This window comes from Mycobacterium asiaticum, from assembly GCF_001668675.1.
Taxonomy (GTDB): domain Bacteria; phylum Actinomycetota; class Actinomycetes; order Mycobacteriales; family Mycobacteriaceae; genus Mycobacterium; species Mycobacterium asiaticum_D.
In genome coordinates, this window is the sequence record NZ_LZKQ01000306.1 from 1 (window position 1) to 13,912 (window position 13,912).

Annotated in this window: 17 protein-coding genes and 1 tRNA gene; 10 read left to right on the forward strand and 8 right to left on the reverse strand. The window is 64.7% G+C overall.

The annotated features are described in order from the left end of the window. Positions 1–188 precede the first annotated feature (188 nt). Positions 189–446: a DUF7218 family protein gene (locus A9X01_RS25295; RefSeq protein ID WP_065123378.1), complete on the forward strand. Its 258-nt coding sequence runs from the start codon at positions 189–191 to the stop codon at positions 444–446. A 7-nt stretch (positions 447–453) separates the two neighbouring features. Here A9X01_RS25295 and A9X01_RS30730 read toward each other — a convergent pair whose 3' ends face one another. Together A9X01_RS30730 and A9X01_RS25300 are read right to left on the reverse strand one after the other, a co-directional pair. Further along, positions 454–618, reverse strand: a complete 165-nt coding sequence (locus A9X01_RS30730; protein WP_167659595.1) for a hypothetical protein — start codon at positions 616–618, stop codon at positions 454–456. 31 nt (positions 619–649) lie between these two features. Further along, positions 650–1,270 carry a nucleotidyltransferase family protein gene (locus A9X01_RS25300; RefSeq protein WP_436405305.1) on the reverse strand — a complete coding sequence of 207 codons (621 nt, stop codon included), beginning with the start codon at positions 1,268–1,270 and terminating at the stop codon, positions 650–652. A gap of 77 nt (positions 1,271–1,347) precedes the next feature. On the opposite strand from A9X01_RS25300, the gene A9X01_RS25305 reads away from it, so the two are divergent. Both A9X01_RS25305 and A9X01_RS25310 read left to right on the forward strand, forming a co-directional pair. After that, positions 1,348–2,295, forward strand: coding sequence for an acyl-CoA dehydrogenase family protein (locus A9X01_RS25305; RefSeq protein WP_065123341.1), 948 nt, complete (start codon positions 1,348–1,350; stop codon positions 2,293–2,295). Continuing rightward, positions 2,292–3,053, forward strand: a complete 762-nt coding sequence (locus tag A9X01_RS25310; RefSeq protein WP_065123342.1) for an endonuclease/exonuclease/phosphatase family protein — start codon at positions 2,292–2,294, stop codon at positions 3,051–3,053. Before A9X01_RS25305 ends, A9X01_RS25310 begins: the two co-directional genes overlap by 4 nt. 1 nt (position 3,054) lies before the next feature. Here A9X01_RS25310 and A9X01_RS30735 read toward each other — a convergent pair whose 3' ends face one another. Both A9X01_RS30735 and A9X01_RS25315 read right to left on the reverse strand, forming a co-directional pair. Then, positions 3,055–3,225 (reverse strand): hypothetical protein, encoded by a 171-nt coding sequence (locus A9X01_RS30735; protein ID WP_172830481.1) that lies wholly within the window; start codon positions 3,223–3,225, stop codon positions 3,055–3,057. A gap of 37 nt (positions 3,226–3,262) precedes the next feature. Beyond that, entirely contained in the window at positions 3,263–3,802 is a 540-nt protein-coding gene (locus A9X01_RS25315) for a cysteine hydrolase family protein (protein ID WP_065123343.1), read from the reverse strand. A gap of 138 nt (positions 3,803–3,940) precedes the next feature. Between A9X01_RS25315 and A9X01_RS25320 the strand changes: the two genes are divergently transcribed. The 7 genes from A9X01_RS25320 (at position 3,941) to A9X01_RS25350 (ending at position 9,347) form a co-directional block, all read left to right on the forward strand. Further along, complete coding sequence (locus tag A9X01_RS25320; RefSeq protein ID WP_065123344.1) at positions 3,941–4,249, forward strand: hypothetical protein; 309 nt, start codon at positions 3,941–3,943, stop codon at positions 4,247–4,249. Positions 4,250–4,364: 115 nt separating this feature from the next. Continuing rightward, the gene (locus tag A9X01_RS25325) at positions 4,365–4,664 is read left to right on the forward strand and encodes a DUF4193 domain-containing protein (RefSeq protein ID WP_065123345.1); all 300 of its coding nucleotides are present in this window, start codon (positions 4,365–4,367) and stop codon (positions 4,662–4,664) included. 33 nt (positions 4,665–4,697) lie between these two features. After that, positions 4,698–6,038 carry a cytochrome P450 gene (locus A9X01_RS25330; protein ID WP_253849392.1) on the forward strand — a complete coding sequence of 447 codons (1,341 nt, stop codon included), beginning with the start codon at positions 4,698–4,700 and terminating at the stop codon, positions 6,036–6,038. A gap of 101 nt (positions 6,039–6,139) precedes the next feature. Continuing rightward, positions 6,140–6,295 carry a hypothetical protein gene (locus A9X01_RS25335; RefSeq protein ID WP_155772284.1) on the forward strand — a complete coding sequence of 52 codons (156 nt, stop codon included), beginning with the start codon at positions 6,140–6,142 and terminating at the stop codon, positions 6,293–6,295. Positions 6,296–6,435: 140 nt separating this feature from the next. Continuing rightward, a complete protein-coding gene (locus tag A9X01_RS25340) occupies positions 6,436–6,990 on the forward strand; it encodes a hypothetical protein (protein ID WP_065123348.1) in 555 nt (184 codons plus the stop codon). 22 nt (positions 6,991–7,012) lie between these two features. Further along, positions 7,013–8,329 carry a Dyp-type peroxidase gene (locus A9X01_RS25345; RefSeq protein ID WP_065123349.1) on the forward strand — a complete coding sequence of 439 codons (1,317 nt, stop codon included), beginning with the start codon at positions 7,013–7,015 and terminating at the stop codon, positions 8,327–8,329. A 10-nt stretch (positions 8,330–8,339) separates the two neighbouring features. Next, positions 8,340–9,347 (forward strand): hypothetical protein, encoded by a 1,008-nt coding sequence (locus A9X01_RS25350; protein ID WP_065123350.1) that lies wholly within the window; start codon positions 8,340–8,342, stop codon positions 9,345–9,347. A gap of 14 nt (positions 9,348–9,361) precedes the next feature. Here the strand turns inward: A9X01_RS25350 and A9X01_RS25355 are convergent, their stop codons facing one another. The 4 genes from A9X01_RS25355 to A9X01_RS25370 all read right to left on the reverse strand — a co-directional run bounded on the left by A9X01_RS25355 (position 9,362) and on the right by A9X01_RS25370 (position 13,863). Further along, positions 9,362–11,371, reverse strand: coding sequence for a PE domain-containing protein (locus A9X01_RS25355; protein WP_065123351.1), 2,010 nt, complete (start codon positions 11,369–11,371; stop codon positions 9,362–9,364). A 285-nt stretch (positions 11,372–11,656) separates the two neighbouring features. Further along, a tRNA-Pro gene (locus A9X01_RS25360) sits at positions 11,657–11,730 on the reverse strand. A 61-nt stretch (positions 11,731–11,791) separates the two neighbouring features. Next, entirely contained in the window at positions 11,792–12,907 is a 1,116-nt protein-coding gene (cds1, locus tag A9X01_RS25365; protein ID WP_065123352.1) for an L-cysteine desulfhydrase Cds1, read from the reverse strand. Then, positions 12,904–13,863 (reverse strand): metallophosphoesterase, encoded by a 960-nt coding sequence (locus A9X01_RS25370; protein WP_065123353.1) that lies wholly within the window; start codon positions 13,861–13,863, stop codon positions 12,904–12,906. Before A9X01_RS25370 ends, cds1 begins: the two co-directional genes overlap by 4 nt. Between the last annotated feature and the right edge of the window lie 49 nt (positions 13,864–13,912).

The following is a 13,912-nucleotide window of genomic DNA, read 5'->3' on the forward strand; positions in this document are numbered from 1 at the left end:
CGCCCATCAAAGGGCCTGTCCGTCAGATCGTTTCACCCACGGGCGAGGCCGTTTAGGTGCGCGCGCCCCCACCCAAAAGCCCCCTTTTGCGTAGCAAAACAGGGGCTTTTGCGTCTGCTCGCGCGTTTGACGTGCGTCCGTCGGGGCACTCAAGTCCCAGCGTCAATCACGCATAGGAGGTGGCCCTCGTGCCAAATTCGTCGATCAAGAACGAAAAGCTCTACCAGGACCTGCGAAAAAAGGGTGACTCCAAAGAGAAGGCCGCCCGAATCTCCAACGCGGCCGCGGGGCAGGGCAAATCAAAGGTCGGCCGCAAGGGTGGCAAGTCTGGGTCATACGACGACTGGACGGTCGCCGACCTGAAAAAGCGCGCCAAAGAACTTGGTATGTCCGGCTATTCGAGCCTGACCAAGGACAAGTTGGTCGCCAAGTTGCGCAACCACTAGTCCAGACTCAGTCGGGCGGTTCCTGCTCCGGTTCGGGGTCGCGAACCGGAGCCTGCTCACGCTCGGTGGCGTTGCCGGGCACGTTCTCCTCCCGACGTTCGTCGGTGACGTTTTTCTGCATCTGGTCAACGACCTCTTCGAGGTCGTCGTCGCGGCTTGGCAGGGAATCCATGGTTCTCTGAGGTACCCCTGGTCGACCGGTTTTACTCGCGCAAACCCAAGCGACCAGCCAACACCAAGAACGCGGCCGCGAAGTCGTTGTCCGCGGTGTCATCCTCGATCTGGTCCCAGTCCAGTTGCTCACGGATCGCGCGCGCGGGCGGAATCAGCTTCGTGAAGTCGCAGTAGTGCTCGGTGAGTGCGCGCAGCTTCTGGATGAACACCGTCGTCGGGGGCAGCACCGGCATCGGCACGGCGAGCACCACGCGCTCTTCGGCGACGTCCAGCGCCGCCGGCTTGACCACCTCGCCATTGACTCGATGCAACACGTCGACCACGGTTTCGCCGATGTGAGCCTTGAACAGCCAGTCCTCGGGAGGCCGCTCAATGGTGAAACCGGCCTTAGCCAGCACGGTAGCGGCGGCCGCCACATCGGACTCGGCGACAACGAAATCGACGTCGTGGGTGGGCTCCGGCGCTCCGTAGGCCCACAGGGCGTAGCTGCCGGCGAGAGCGAACGGCGGGCCGTGCTCCTTGAGGGCCGACGCCGCCGAGCGCAACGCTTCGCGCAGCTCGGTGCAGTGCGGATCCGTCGTAGAGGTCATGGTTGCTAGGGCATACCCCACTGATCCGGGGTGCAACCTGTCGACCGCTGTGTCCTCCACAACCGTTTAAGCGGAGGTTCAACGGGAAATTTTTCAGGTATGTCAACCGTAACGTCGCGTAACGCGAGGCCGCGACGATGACTGCTGGACTGGTGCAGCACTGGCTGGAGTCAGGGCGGCTGGAATTGCCGTTGCCGGCGTCCGGCTACACCGCCGAACGCTGGCAGCTCCTTGCGCGCTTGGCTGAGGACGACATCGCGGCCGCCCGCATCGCCGAGGCGCACGTCGATGCGGTCGCGATCCTGCACGAGCTGGGTGGCAAGCCACCGGAGCCCAATCAATTGTGGAGCGTCTGGGCGGCCGAGGCCCCGGACGCGGTGCTCAACGCGGTCAACATCGCCGGTGACGAATTCGTCCTCAACGGCGTCAAACTGTGGTGTTCCGGCGCTGGCTTCTGCTCGAACGCTTTGGTGACAGCCGTCATCGAAGACGGCGAAGTCGGATTGTTCGCGGTCACCCTGACCGATCCCGGGGTGAAACCACTGCCCAGCACGTGGTGGAACCCCGGCATGGCCGGCAGCGACACCCGCTCGGTGCAGTTCAACAACGTGCACTCCATCCTGGTCGGCGAGCCGGGTGACTACCTGACCCGCGCCGGCTTCTGGCACGGCGCGATCGGCGTGGCCGCCTGTTGGTTGGGCGGTGCCCGCAGGGTCGCCGATCCGCTGTATCGCTGCGCCAGTAGTGAATCGGCTGACGCGTACGCGCTGGCGCACCTGGGTGCGGTGGATGCCGCGCTGGCCGCCGGCGACGCGATGCTGGCCGTTGCGGCGGCGCACGTCGACGCGGACCCGTTCGACCGAGCGGGTACCGCTCAACTGCTGGCCCGGCGGGTGCGGGCGGTGGTGGAACACGCGGTCGACGAAGCGATCACCCGCACCGGCCGCGCGCTGGGACCGGGGCCACTGTGCGAGGATGGGCGGCACGCCCAGCGGGTCGCCGATCTGACCATCTACATACGACAAAGTCACGCCGAGCGTGACCTGGCTGAACTCGGACGGCTGGCCGGGCGGCGCAGCACTTGAGGGTCGCTACCTTCAACATCCTGCACGGCCGCACGGTCGGCGATGGCGTGGACTTGGAGAAGCTGCGGGAGTGCGTGCGTCGCCTCGATCCCGACGTGCTGGCCCTGCAAGAAGTGGATTTCGACCAGCCCCGATCCGGAAGGGCCGATCTCACCGCCGCGGCGGCCGAAGCGATGAACGCCGTCGAGCACCGGTTCGTAGCGGCCATCGCCGGAACGCCCGGCGCGACGTGGATGGCCGCCACCGGACGGGAACAACCCGGCACCGCCGCGTACGGAATCGCGCTGCTGTCGCGGTATCCGGCGACGAGCTGGCAGGTGGTGCGGTTCCCCCGCATTCCGGTGCGCTTCCCGATGTATCTGCCGGGACCCAATAAGGTGATGGTCGTCAACGAGGAGCCGCGCGCCGCGGTCATCGCTCGGTTGCGGACCCCGCTGGGCGTGATGACTGTCGCCAACACCCATCTGTCGTTCGTGCCCGGGTGGAACCGTCGGCAACTACGGCGGCTTGTTCGAGACCTGCGTGGCCTCCCTGGTCCACGGCTGCTGATGGGCGATCTCAATCTTCCGCCGGCAGTCGTACACCGCTGGTCGGGCATGCGACCACTGGCGTCAGCGACGACGTTTCCCGCGCCCGAGCCCGATCGTCAGCTCGACCACATCCTCACCGACGACCGTGAACTCCACGCGGGTGCCGCAATGGCGGAACTGATGCCCATTTCCGACCACCGGCCGCTGGCGGTCGATCTGCACCGGTGACTCAGCCGTCCTGGCTGCGCGCTTCCGCGCCGGTCTCTCCGGCATCGAAGTCGTCATCGGAGGCGGTGCGCCCAACATAGTTGCCGTCAGACTCGCGTCCGGCGCGCGATTTGGACTCGTGGTCCTCGGATTCGACGTCGGACTCGGCTTTTTCGGCGTTGGGGCCACTCATTGGATACCTTCCCTGGATCAGGTCGTTTGGCTGTGTGTTACGACAGGCAGCGGTCGGCGGGCAACAGCTCGGCACTCATGTTGCTTTCCATCATTCTCAGCGCCGCCGCACCCAACTCCTCGTCGATATGGGCGACCGCGTCGCGCGGTACCACGACGTCGTAATGGCGGAGGTAACCGTCGAGGGCGCTATAGAGAATGCACTGCTCGGTGACTTGGCCCGCCAGCACGATGCGTTCCGTCTCGAGCCGGTGCAGCAGGTAGTCCAGCGCGGTCGAATAGAACACGCTGTGCCGCACCTTCGTGACGACCCTGGCGCCGGGCTCAGGAACCAACGGCTTGACCAACTCAGGCCGCTTGCCTTCCAGAGCGCTGTTGATGATCGCGCGGTGGTCGGCGGTGAAGTCGCCGTGGTTGTCGTTGACATAGATGAGATCGACGCCGTCGTGGGATTTCGCCTTGTCGATCAGCCCGACCAGGGGGTCGATGATGCCGGCGACGTTGTCCGCCAACGGTTCTGCGTCGGGGTGGTCGTAGTCGTTGAACATGTCGATCACGAGCACGGCAGTTTTACTCACAGACGACTAGTACCCGCTCTGCGGCAACTCAACAAGCATCGACCAAACCCGCGAAAACAGATCAAAAGAGATGCTGCAGCAACTATATCTATGGGATATAGTAGCCATAATTTGTTATCGCGATCACCGGGAGCGGGCATGGTTTACATCGGAACGGACGTCGTGGCTGCGGGCTCCGCGGTGGCAGACGATGACCAACGGACGGTCAGCGTGCCGGGCGTGCTGGCCGCCGGCGTGTGGACGGTCGGATTGGCCATCGGGCTGATGGCGATGGCCACCGGGCACGACCTGCTGGCCGGCGTGGCTCTGGTGCTTGCCATCGCGTCGCCCTGGGTCGGCTTGGGCTGGGTCTCTCACAATCAGCGGAACGCGTTTCAACGACAGCGCAGTGCGGCGCAAGCGACGCCGGTAGCCCCCTACGCGGGCGGTTGGCCGGGCCGCTATTAGCAGATGCCTAGATTTTCCCGCGCGCGGGTGTGAGCGGGTTTCGAATTGGGTACTGCCTGTGCCAACGGGCGACCGCCAAGGGTCGCGAAGCCCGGTCACAGCAGGAGGGAATGCCATGCCTACCATCAGCGATTACGACGCACGCCGCGTGACCGAGGCTGACGCAGCCGACGGATCCCCGCTGGGCGAGCTGGGCCCGATGCCGAAGCTCACCACGGCCGTCGTCGACGACGACCTCAATGACGCTCCCTTCTTTGAACTTCCGGGTGCGGACCTGTCGGGTGAAGAACTGTCGGTGGTGGTCATTCCGCAGCGTTCCGACGAATTCACTTGCTCAAGTTGCTTCTTGGTCCAGCATCGCAACCGGCTGCGGATGTCCAGCGGTGGACGGCAGATCTGCGCCGATTGCATCTGAGGTCGTCATTGACCTTGGCGCTGGCACCGTGTTGTGTCGACAGTCGTGGCAGCGCCCCTGAGCCCACCGCCGGGCCTACCCGCCCCACGCGGATTACGAAGCGCCGCAGCGGCAGCCTACGCAATGGCATATCTCGTCGGCGGCGAGCGGCGGATGCTGCGGTTGATCCGCCGCTACGGGCCGATCATGACGATGCCCATTTTGAGCCTGGGCGACGTTGCGATCGTGTCTGATCCCGCGCTCGCCAAGGAAGTCTTCACGGCGTCGACCGACGTTTTGCTGGGGGGCGAAGGCGTCGGTCCCGCCGCGGCCATCTACGGCGCCGGATCGATGTTCGTGCAAGAGGAGCCGGAACATCAGCGCCGCCGCCGGCTGCTGGCCCCGCCGTTGCACGGTGCCGCGCTCAACAGCTACGTGCCGATCATCGAGGCATCCACCCGAGCGGCGACGCGCGACTGGCCGGTGGACCGGCCCTTCGAGATGCTGCACGCGGCACGTGCCCTGATGCTCGACGTGATCGTCAAGGTGATCTTTGGCGTCGACGATCCCGACGAAGTGCGCCGGCTGGGTCAACCGTTCGAGCGGCTGCTGAATCTCGGTGTCTCCGAGCAATTGACCGTCCGCTACGCCCTGCGCCGATTGGGCACCCTGCGGGTGTGGCCCAGCCGGGCCCGGGCCAACCGTGAGATCGACGACGTCGTGATGCCGTTGATCGCCGCGCGCCGCGGCGATCCGCGACTGACCGAGCAACACGACATTCTCGCGCTGCTGATGTGCGCGCGTGGCGATGGCGGAGAGTTGTTGTCCGACAGCGAGATTCGGGACGACTTGATCACCTTGATGCTGGCCGGACACGAAACCACCGCGACCACGCTGGCATGGGTGTTCGACCTGTTGCTGCATCATCCGGACGCGCTGCGACGGGTGCAGGAAGAAGCCCGCGAGGGCGGGGAGGCGTTCACGACGGCGGTGATCGACGAGACATTGCGGGTCCGTCCGCCGGCGCCGTTGACGGCGCGGGTTGCTGCGCAGCCGTTCCCCATCGGGGGTTATTTGGTCGACGCCGGAACGCGGATCGTCGTCCACATCATCGCGATCAACCGCAATCCCGCCGTCTACGATCACCCGAACGAGTTCCGCCCGGAGAGGTTTCTGGGTGTTCGTCCGCAGACGTATGCGTGGGTCCCGTTCGGGGGCGGCGTCAAACGGTGTCTGGGCGCGGCCTTTTCGATGCGCGAGCTGATCACGGTGCTGCACGTGCTGTTGCGCGAAGGCGATTTCACCGCCGTCGACGAGGCGCCCGAGAAGATTGTGCGACGATCCATCATGCTCGCGCCGCGGCACGGCACCAGGGTCCGGTATAGCCCCCGTTAGGGTTACAGAACTGTTGTTTTGCTTTGTGATTGGACCCCCCAATAGCTGGGTAATCCAGGGGTGGATCGCTATTGCACAGCGTTCAACAGAAGGGGCGCGACATGATTATTCTCGGGATCATCCTGTTGTTGGTCGGCTATTTCACCGGGCTTAGCATTCTTTACACGATTGGCGGCATCCTCGTGCTCGTCGGCGTCGTGTTGTGGATCCTGGGTGCCGTTGGGCGCCCGGTGGGCGGTCGAAGGGTCTGGTTCTAGCTGCACTAGACGTCCAGTATCCAGTTGCCGTGACAACGGGGTCGATGCGGCAACTGGATACTGGCATGTTCGCCAATCGCTAGGTGATGCGCTGTCCTGGTGTTATTTTGGGCGCGTATCGGTACTAGGGAAGAGGCCACATGGCGAATGCCCGTTGGGACCAACCCGCCGCACTCGCCATCCCCGAGGGCGGATATTTCGTGGCCGAGCGGGGGCGGTACGGACCGACGTTTCCGCGGACACCGGCCTGCTACGGATTTTCCATAATCGCGAAGGTGAAAGAGGGCCGCGAGGACGCCATCCGGCAGCATGGCAAAACCATCGAAGAAGCGATCACCGCCAACCCTGAATTTCTTGCGCCGCTGCGGCTGCATTACCTGCGTTGGCTGCTTTTCGACGTGGGGGGCGGCCTGCATTTCCAGTACCAAGGGATCTTCGACACCGATTTCGACAAATACACCGAAGACGCTGTCATGCTGTTCGGCCAATCGGGCATCAACACCGTCTTCACCAACTTAGAAGGGTTCCCAGAGGACTGGAAGGAAAATCCCGAGGCCTTCGTGAACTTCGTGCGCGAGCATCACTTCCCTAGCTTCTTGGAGTACGGCGAGTATCCCTACGTCACCGCCGACGAGATCAAGAAGGCCCTACGCCTCAAGGACGCGTTCTCCACCATGCTCGACCAGATGCAGTGAGGTACGCCGGAGAAGAGCGGACATGCTGGAACTCGACGACATTCAGCACATACTGTTAACCCGCACGCCAGCGCTGACCGGGCGGTACGAGTTCCTCACCTTCGACGACCCGAGCTCAGGACGGGCGTGGTTGACCGAATTGCTTGACGTCGTTCAATCGGCGGCCGACGTGCGGGCAACGGTGGACAACTCGCAACGATGGGTGACGCTCGCGTTCACCTGGACCGGGCTGCGGGCGCTCGGGGTTGAGCAGGATGCACTCGACACGTTCCCCGTTGCGTTTCGAGAGGGCATGGCGGCGCGGGCGGACATCCTCGGCGACACCGGTGGGAACCAGCCGGGGCAGTGGATCGGCGGATTGGCCGGTGCGGACCTGCACGCCATTGCCATATTGTTCGCCCGTGACGACGCCGAGTCGCGACGCTGCATTGGCGAACACGAAGAGTTATTGGCCCGGTGCCCCGGCGTGCGTTCGCTGTCGCATCTGGAACTCAACGCCACACCGCCGTTCGACTACGCCCACGACCATTTCGGGTTCCGCGACCGGCTCTCTCAGCCGGTGATCAAGGGTTCGGGTGAAAAACCGACTCCCGGGTCTGGCGATCCCCTTGAGCCGGGTGAGTTCATCCTCGGCTATCCGGACGAAGAGGGTCTCGTCAATCTAATTGAGCCGCATGAGTTGTCGCGCAACGGCAGCTTCATGGCCTACCGCAGACTCCAGGAGCACGTCGGGCTGTTCCGGGAATACCTCGGTGCCAACGCCGCGACCCCCGAGGAGCAGGAACTGCTGGCGGCGAAGTTCATGGGCCGGTGGCGCAGCGGTGCTCCACTGGTGCTCGCCCCTACCGAGGACGATCCCGTGTTGGGCGCAGACCCGATGCGCAACAACGACTTCGACTACGGGCAGATGGACCCCTTCGGATATGCCTGCCCACTCGGTGCGCACGCGCGCCGGCTCAATCCCCGTGACACCGCGCACAATATGAACCGCCGCCGGATGATTCGCCGCGGCGCCACCTACGGACCAGCCCTCCCCGACGGCGCACCGGACGACGGGGTGGACCGAGGCATCGCGGCATTCATCATCTGCGCAAACCTGGTGCGCCAGTTTGAGTTCGCGCAGAACGTCTGGATCAACGACAAGACATTCCACGAACTTGGAAACGAGCACGATCCGATTTGCGGGACGCAGGACGGCACGCTGGATTTCACCGTGCCTAGGCGCCCGATTCGTAAGGTGCACAAAGGACTTCCGGCTTTCACCACCTTGCGCGGCGGTGCTTATTTCTTCCTGCCGGGGCTCAGCGCCCTGCGCTACCTCGCCGAACTCGCCGAATAAGGGGCGCAGCATGGGCCGACCCGCACGCACCTATAACCAAACCCACGTGCTGAGGCCACGCGACCGGCGTCGCCGCGTCAGCATCTACTGGACCTGGAGCTACCCGTGGGAAGCCCAACGTGACCCGGCGGCAATGGAAAACCGGTTCTCCACCATCACCGAAGTACGGACCGTCGCGTGGCCGGCCTACGAGACTCCGGAGTACGACGCGGCGAATTTCCTGCAAGGGATCGCCGGCACGCTCGAACTGTTCCACCGCTCCACACTTGACTTCCAGCAATTGGTCGGCGAACTAACCGGGCACCCGGTGGCCGTTTTTCAGCGCGTAGACCAAGCCGGCTACTCGCTACCCATCGATGACCGGATATTGGCCGACACCGACACACTCATGGTGTTCGGTCTTGATCATCTGGTGTCTGCTCAAAGCGCCGACTCCGCTGAAGTCGATGCCATTGATCGTTGGCTGCAACGGGAAGGCACCTGCCTCGTGCTGGCGCCTCATCACGATGTCGGTTTCACCGACGACCTGGCCCAGCGGCAGATGGAATACGAACATCACGGTGACCGGCTGGTGCCGCGCCAACAACGATTCACCGCGTACACGCGATCGCTGATGGCGGCCTTAGAGGTACCGGTACACAACATCTGGGGCCTGCGGCCAGCGCTGACCACTGGGACACGGGAAATTATGCCGCTCAACGGATTTCGAGATCTCGATGATCTCGGCCTATTGCGGGATGTGACGACGCTGAATTTTCATCAGCACCTCCCGCATTATCAGTTGACCCGGCCGGAGGATGCCTCGTTGCGAGTGCTGGGCCGGCAAATGATTGATCAGGTGCGGCCGCACCCCTTCACTGCTCCGGGCAACACCGAGTTCAACGCGCTTATCTGGCTCCCGCCCGAGGGGACGCGCGCGGGAGACATCGTGCTGATCGACTCGACCCACTTCACCACGCTGTTCGGCGGCACCGAAAGCCTGCGCAATTTGTGGCGCAACTTCGCCACCATGCGCTAGTCGCGTCTTCGGCGTCAGATGAACGGGTTCAGTACCGGCGGGATGATCTGGTTGCCGGTCACGCCGGTGAAGCGGACAAAGATCTGCGCGGGGATGTTGAGGGCCTGGTAGACGCCGGCGCCGAGCCAAGACACCGGTAGCTGCAGGAAGCTGGGCACCGCGTCGACGATGCCTTGGATCGGCGAGTAGACCAGGTACGGAATCGTGGCGGCGACCGTGCGCGAATCCAGGATCAAGTTCGTTGCAATGTCGGGGTAACCCTGGGCGGCGAAGTCGGCGCTCAGCACGCTGTAAAGGTTGGTGCCGGTGGCAGGTGGCGGGAACGCGGGGTTGACGTAGGTGCCGGCGAAGCTGGGGTCGGTCAGTGGCGCACCTTGCATGTAGCCCGGCGTCTGCAGGCCGAATTGATCCAGAATGGTCGGCGTCGTATCGACGATCTGCCACGAGTTGTTGATCCAACCGTCGAAGGCGTCGTTGCCGGCCGGATCCCACATGAGGAATGTCGCTGTCTCGAGCGGAGATTGGAAGCCGTGACCGCGGCCGAACTGGTTGGGGTCGATGTGGCCATGGTCGGTGACGATGAGGGTGGTCCACTCCTCGCCCGGATGGGTGGGCTGCCACATCTGCTCCCAGTCGGCTACCGCTCCCAAAACCCCGCTGCCACCTACTGTTTGCTGACCTAACTGCGCATCCATATTGCGTAGGGCCGCAGCGTATTCGGGGGAGGCGCCGCCGTATGCATGGCCCATTTCGTCGACACCGACGAAGTAGGAGAAGATGAGGTTGCCTTTATCGGGACTCGCATTCAGGATCGCTTCCCGGGTCAACTGAGTGACCTGGGCTTGGGATGCAAACCAATACGGGTCATCCACGGAATGCCCGACGAAATGGACGTTGTCGGCGGGGAACGCGCCGGCGCCGGCGATGTCGGTGATGACGGGCCAGTTCCCGATTACCGTCGTGCTGATGTTGTCGCCGTAGGTGCCCTCGAGGTGGTTGTACACCGTCGGCCAATTGTCGTACGTCCACGGGGTGAAGACATTGTTCGTCACGCCGGCCGTCTCGCTCCACACACCGGTCTGGATGGTGGTCCACGAGGGGTTTGAGACGCTGGTGTGGCCGACGATCGTCGAGGCGGCGGTAGTGCTCTGCAGCATGAACTGGTGGAAGTTGGGGGTGCCGTCGGGGCCATCTCCGAGCGCGAGGATTCTGCTCAGATTCGTGCCGTCCGTGCCGATCAACAAGAAGTTTTCGTCCGGCGCAGTGGCCAGGAGAGCCGCGAGGGCATTTGCGTCGGAGGGCACGAACAGCGTGTTATTTATGCCAAACCCGCCGGCGCCGTTGGCGCCCGCGGTACCGAACGGGGACAGGGCGCTACCGCCCAGCCCACCGAACCCGTAGGTAATCGTGCCGACACCGCCAGTGCCGCCGGCCCCGCCGTTACCCCACAGCAGCCCGCCGGTGCCGCCGTTGCCACCGATTCCGCGGTTGATGCCACCGGTACCACCGATGCCGCCGTTGCCGATCAAACCGGCATTACCGCCGCGCCCACCGGCCTGACCCGCAGCGCCCGACCCACCCATGCCGCCGTTGCCCCACAGAATCCCGCCGTCACCCCCGGCTTGCCCAGTCCCTGCGACGCCATCGGCGCCGTTACCGATCAGGGGACGCCCCAACAACAGGTTCGTCGGAGCGTTGATCGCGCCCAGAATCTGGTCGGCGACAGGCTGCAGCGCGCCGAGGTTGGCTGTCTCGGCGGCCGCATAAGCCCCGCTAGCGGCTCGCAGCGCCTGGGCGAATTGCTCTTGCAGGCCGGCCACCTGAGCGCTGAGCGCCTGATATTCCTGGGCGTAACCGGAGAACAAAGATGCGATCGCCGTCGATACCTCGTCGCTCGCGGCGGCCATCAGCGTGCTGGTCGGAGCCAAGGCCGCCAGGTTAGCCGCCTTGGTCCAGTTGGCTATGCCTGCGGCCTGCGCCGCTGCCGTGGTCATCACGTCCGGGGTAGCGATCAGGTACGGCATCGTGGTCCTCCTGCCTGGCAACTATGCCAACAGACGATGTGGCGATGCCCATCATGGCACGATTCCCGACGCTTGTGATCGAGAAAAAAATATGAGTACGAATGATTTTGGAGTGTTTGCTCCCGCCCAGCCCCACGGCATCCGAATCATCATCGGGACCCACGCCAGCTAACCTCGACGGGAGCCGGGACTGTCAGCCTGCAACGTCCCTACTGGCGCAGAAAAGAAGAAATCCGAACCCTGTTTCAAGGTTCGGATCTATCCGATGTCTTCAGACATCACAAGTCGGGGTGGCGGGATTCGAACCCACGGCCTCTTCGTCCCGAACGAAGCGCGCTACCAAGCTGCGCCACACCCCGCATGAAGCCTCGACAGCCTATCGCACCCAGGCAGCGACCTCCCAAACGGCAGGTCGGCGCCTCAGTTCCATCGACAGCTCCGCTCGAATTCGATCAGGGCCTGGGCGGGCCCGCTCGGATCCAGTCCCTGCGCGGCCACCCACTCGTCACTGAAGTAGGTGTCCGAATAGCGGTCGCCGCTGTCGGCGAGCAGGGTGACCACCGAACCGCCGCGCCCCTCGGCGACCATCTCGGCCAGCAGTCCGAAGGCGCCCCACAGGTTGGTGCCCGTCGAGGGCCCCACCCGGCGGCCTAACACGGTGCTTACGTGACGAGCAGCAGCGATCGACGCCGCGTCGGGCACCGACACCATCCGGTCGACCACCGAGGGCAGAAACGACGGTTCCACACGCGGTCTGCCGATGCCCTCGATCCGCGACGACGCGCCCGTCGTGACGTCTAGGCGGCCTTCGGCGTAGGCGGGGAAGAAAGCGGAATTCTGCGGGTCGACGACGCACAAGCGGGTAGCGTGCCGCCGGTACCGGATGTAGCGGCCGATCGTCGCGCTGGTGCCGCCAGTGCCGGCGCCCACCACGATCCAGCTGGGTATCGGGTGTGATTCGTCGGCCATCTGCTGATAGATGGACTCCGCGATGTTGTTGTTGCCCCGCCAATCGGTGGCCCGCTCCGCGTTGGTGAACTGATCCAGGTAGTGGCCGCCCGTCTCCGCGGCCACCCGCGCCGCCTCGGCGTAGACCTCACTGGATCTTTCGACGAAATGGCAACGGCCACCGTGTGATTCGATCAACGCGATCTTGGCCGCACTGGTGGCCGCGGGCATGACGGCAATGAAGGGTAACCTCAGCAGCGCGGCGAAGTAGGCCTCGGATACCGCCGTGGAGCCCGACGAGGCCTCGACCACCGTGGTTCCCTCGTCGATCCATCCGTTGCACAGCGCGTACAGAAACAGCGAGCGGGCCAACCGGTGCTTGAGGCTTCCGGTGATGTGCGTCGTCTCGTCCTTGAGGTAGAGCGCCACCCGGGCTCCGGGGCCCTCACCCGACCAGGCCGACGGCAGAGGATAGCGCAGTAGATGCGTGTCGGCGCTGCGACGTGCATCGGCCTCGATCAGCCGGATGGCGTTGTCGGCCCAGGCACGGGGCTGACTGCGGACCGCGATGCGGGTCCGCTCTGTCAACGCACCGAAACGGTTGGCTGCGAGCGACCGAGGTTGCTGGTCGCGTCCCGGTCGCCCATCGGGGTGGCGATCAAGGTCAGCAGGGTGGCTTCGGGCCGGCAGCAGAACCGCACCGGCGCGAACGGTGAGGTCCCGATACCCGCCGAGACGTGCAGCAGCGTGTTCGCGCCCCACCGGGACATTCCCTTGGCCCGGGAGCGGTCCAGACCGCAATTGGTCACGATCGCGCCATACAGCGGCAGGCACAGCTGGCCACCGTGCGTGTGTCCGGCCATCACCAGTTGGTATCCGTCGGCGGCGAAGCGGTCCAGCACCCGCGGTTCGGGCGAGTGCGTCAGGCCCAGCCGCAGGTTGGCCGCCGGGCTGGCCGGCCCGGCGATGGTGTCGTAGCGGTCCCGGTCGATGTGCGGGTCGTCGACGCCCGCGGCGGCGACGTGCAGACCGGCCACCTCGAACTCGCGGCGGGTGTGGGTCATGTCCAGCCAGCCGCGTTCGGTGAAGGCCGCCCGCAGATCCTGCCAGGGCAGCGGCTCACCGCGCACGCGGTGGCCCGGGTTGCTCAGATAGTTCAGCGGGTTCTTGGGGCGAGGACCGAAATAGTCGTTGCTGCCGAAGACGAAAACCCCGGGCCGGGACAGCAAGTCGCCCAGCGACTGGACTACGGCCGGCACGGCCTTGGGGTGAGCCAGGTTGTCGCCGGTGTTGACCACGAGATCGGGATCCCAGCTGGCCAGCTCGCGCAGCCAGGCCTGTTTGCGCCGCTGGTTGGGCGTCATGTGCAGGTCACTGATGTGCAGCACCCGCAGGGGTGTGGAACCCGGACTCAGGACGGGAATCGTCACCTCGCGCAGCACGAACGCGTTCCGCTCCACTAACGCGGCGTAACCCACCCCCGCGACCGCCGAGCCCAACGCGGCGGCGCCGGTGCGTAGCAACACGGGCAACACTTCAGGCATGTCGGCAAGTTTACTGCCGGTATGTCGCTTGACGCGCGTGTCTTGCGCG

Excerpts from the sequence above, each read along its gene's own strand:
- A9X01_RS25325 (WP_065123345.1), top strand. The coding sequence starts at position 4,365 with ATGCCTACCATCAGCGATTACGACGCACGCCGCGTGACCGAGGCTGAC.
- A9X01_RS25320 (WP_065123344.1), top strand. The coding sequence starts at position 3,941 with ATGGTTTACATCGGAACGGACGTCGTGGCTGCGGGCTCCGCGGTGGCA.
- A9X01_RS25335 (WP_155772284.1), top strand. The coding sequence starts at position 6,140 with ATGATTATTCTCGGGATCATCCTGTTGTTGGTCGGCTATTTCACCGGG.
- A9X01_RS25355 (WP_065123351.1), bottom strand. The coding sequence starts at position 11,371 with ATGCCGTACCTGATCGCTACCCCGGACGTGATGACCACGGCAGCGGCG.
- A9X01_RS25345 (WP_065123349.1), top strand. The coding sequence starts at position 7,013 with ATGCTGGAACTCGACGACATTCAGCACATACTGTTAACCCGCACGCCA.
- A9X01_RS25350 (WP_065123350.1), top strand. The coding sequence starts at position 8,340 with ATGGGCCGACCCGCACGCACCTATAACCAAACCCACGTGCTGAGGCCA.
- A9X01_RS25370 (WP_065123353.1), bottom strand. The coding sequence starts at position 13,863 with ATGCCTGAAGTGTTGCCCGTGTTGCTACGCACCGGCGCCGCCGCGTTG.
- A9X01_RS30730 (WP_167659595.1), bottom strand. The coding sequence starts at position 618 with ATGGATTCCCTGCCAAGCCGCGACGACGACCTCGAAGAGGTCGTTGAC.
- A9X01_RS30735 (WP_172830481.1), bottom strand. The coding sequence starts at position 3,225 with ATGAGTGGCCCCAACGCCGAAAAAGCCGAGTCCGACGTCGAATCCGAG.
- A9X01_RS25305 (WP_065123341.1), top strand. The coding sequence starts at position 1,348 with ATGACTGCTGGACTGGTGCAGCACTGGCTGGAGTCAGGGCGGCTGGAA.
- A9X01_RS25340 (WP_065123348.1), top strand. The coding sequence starts at position 6,436 with ATGGCGAATGCCCGTTGGGACCAACCCGCCGCACTCGCCATCCCCGAG.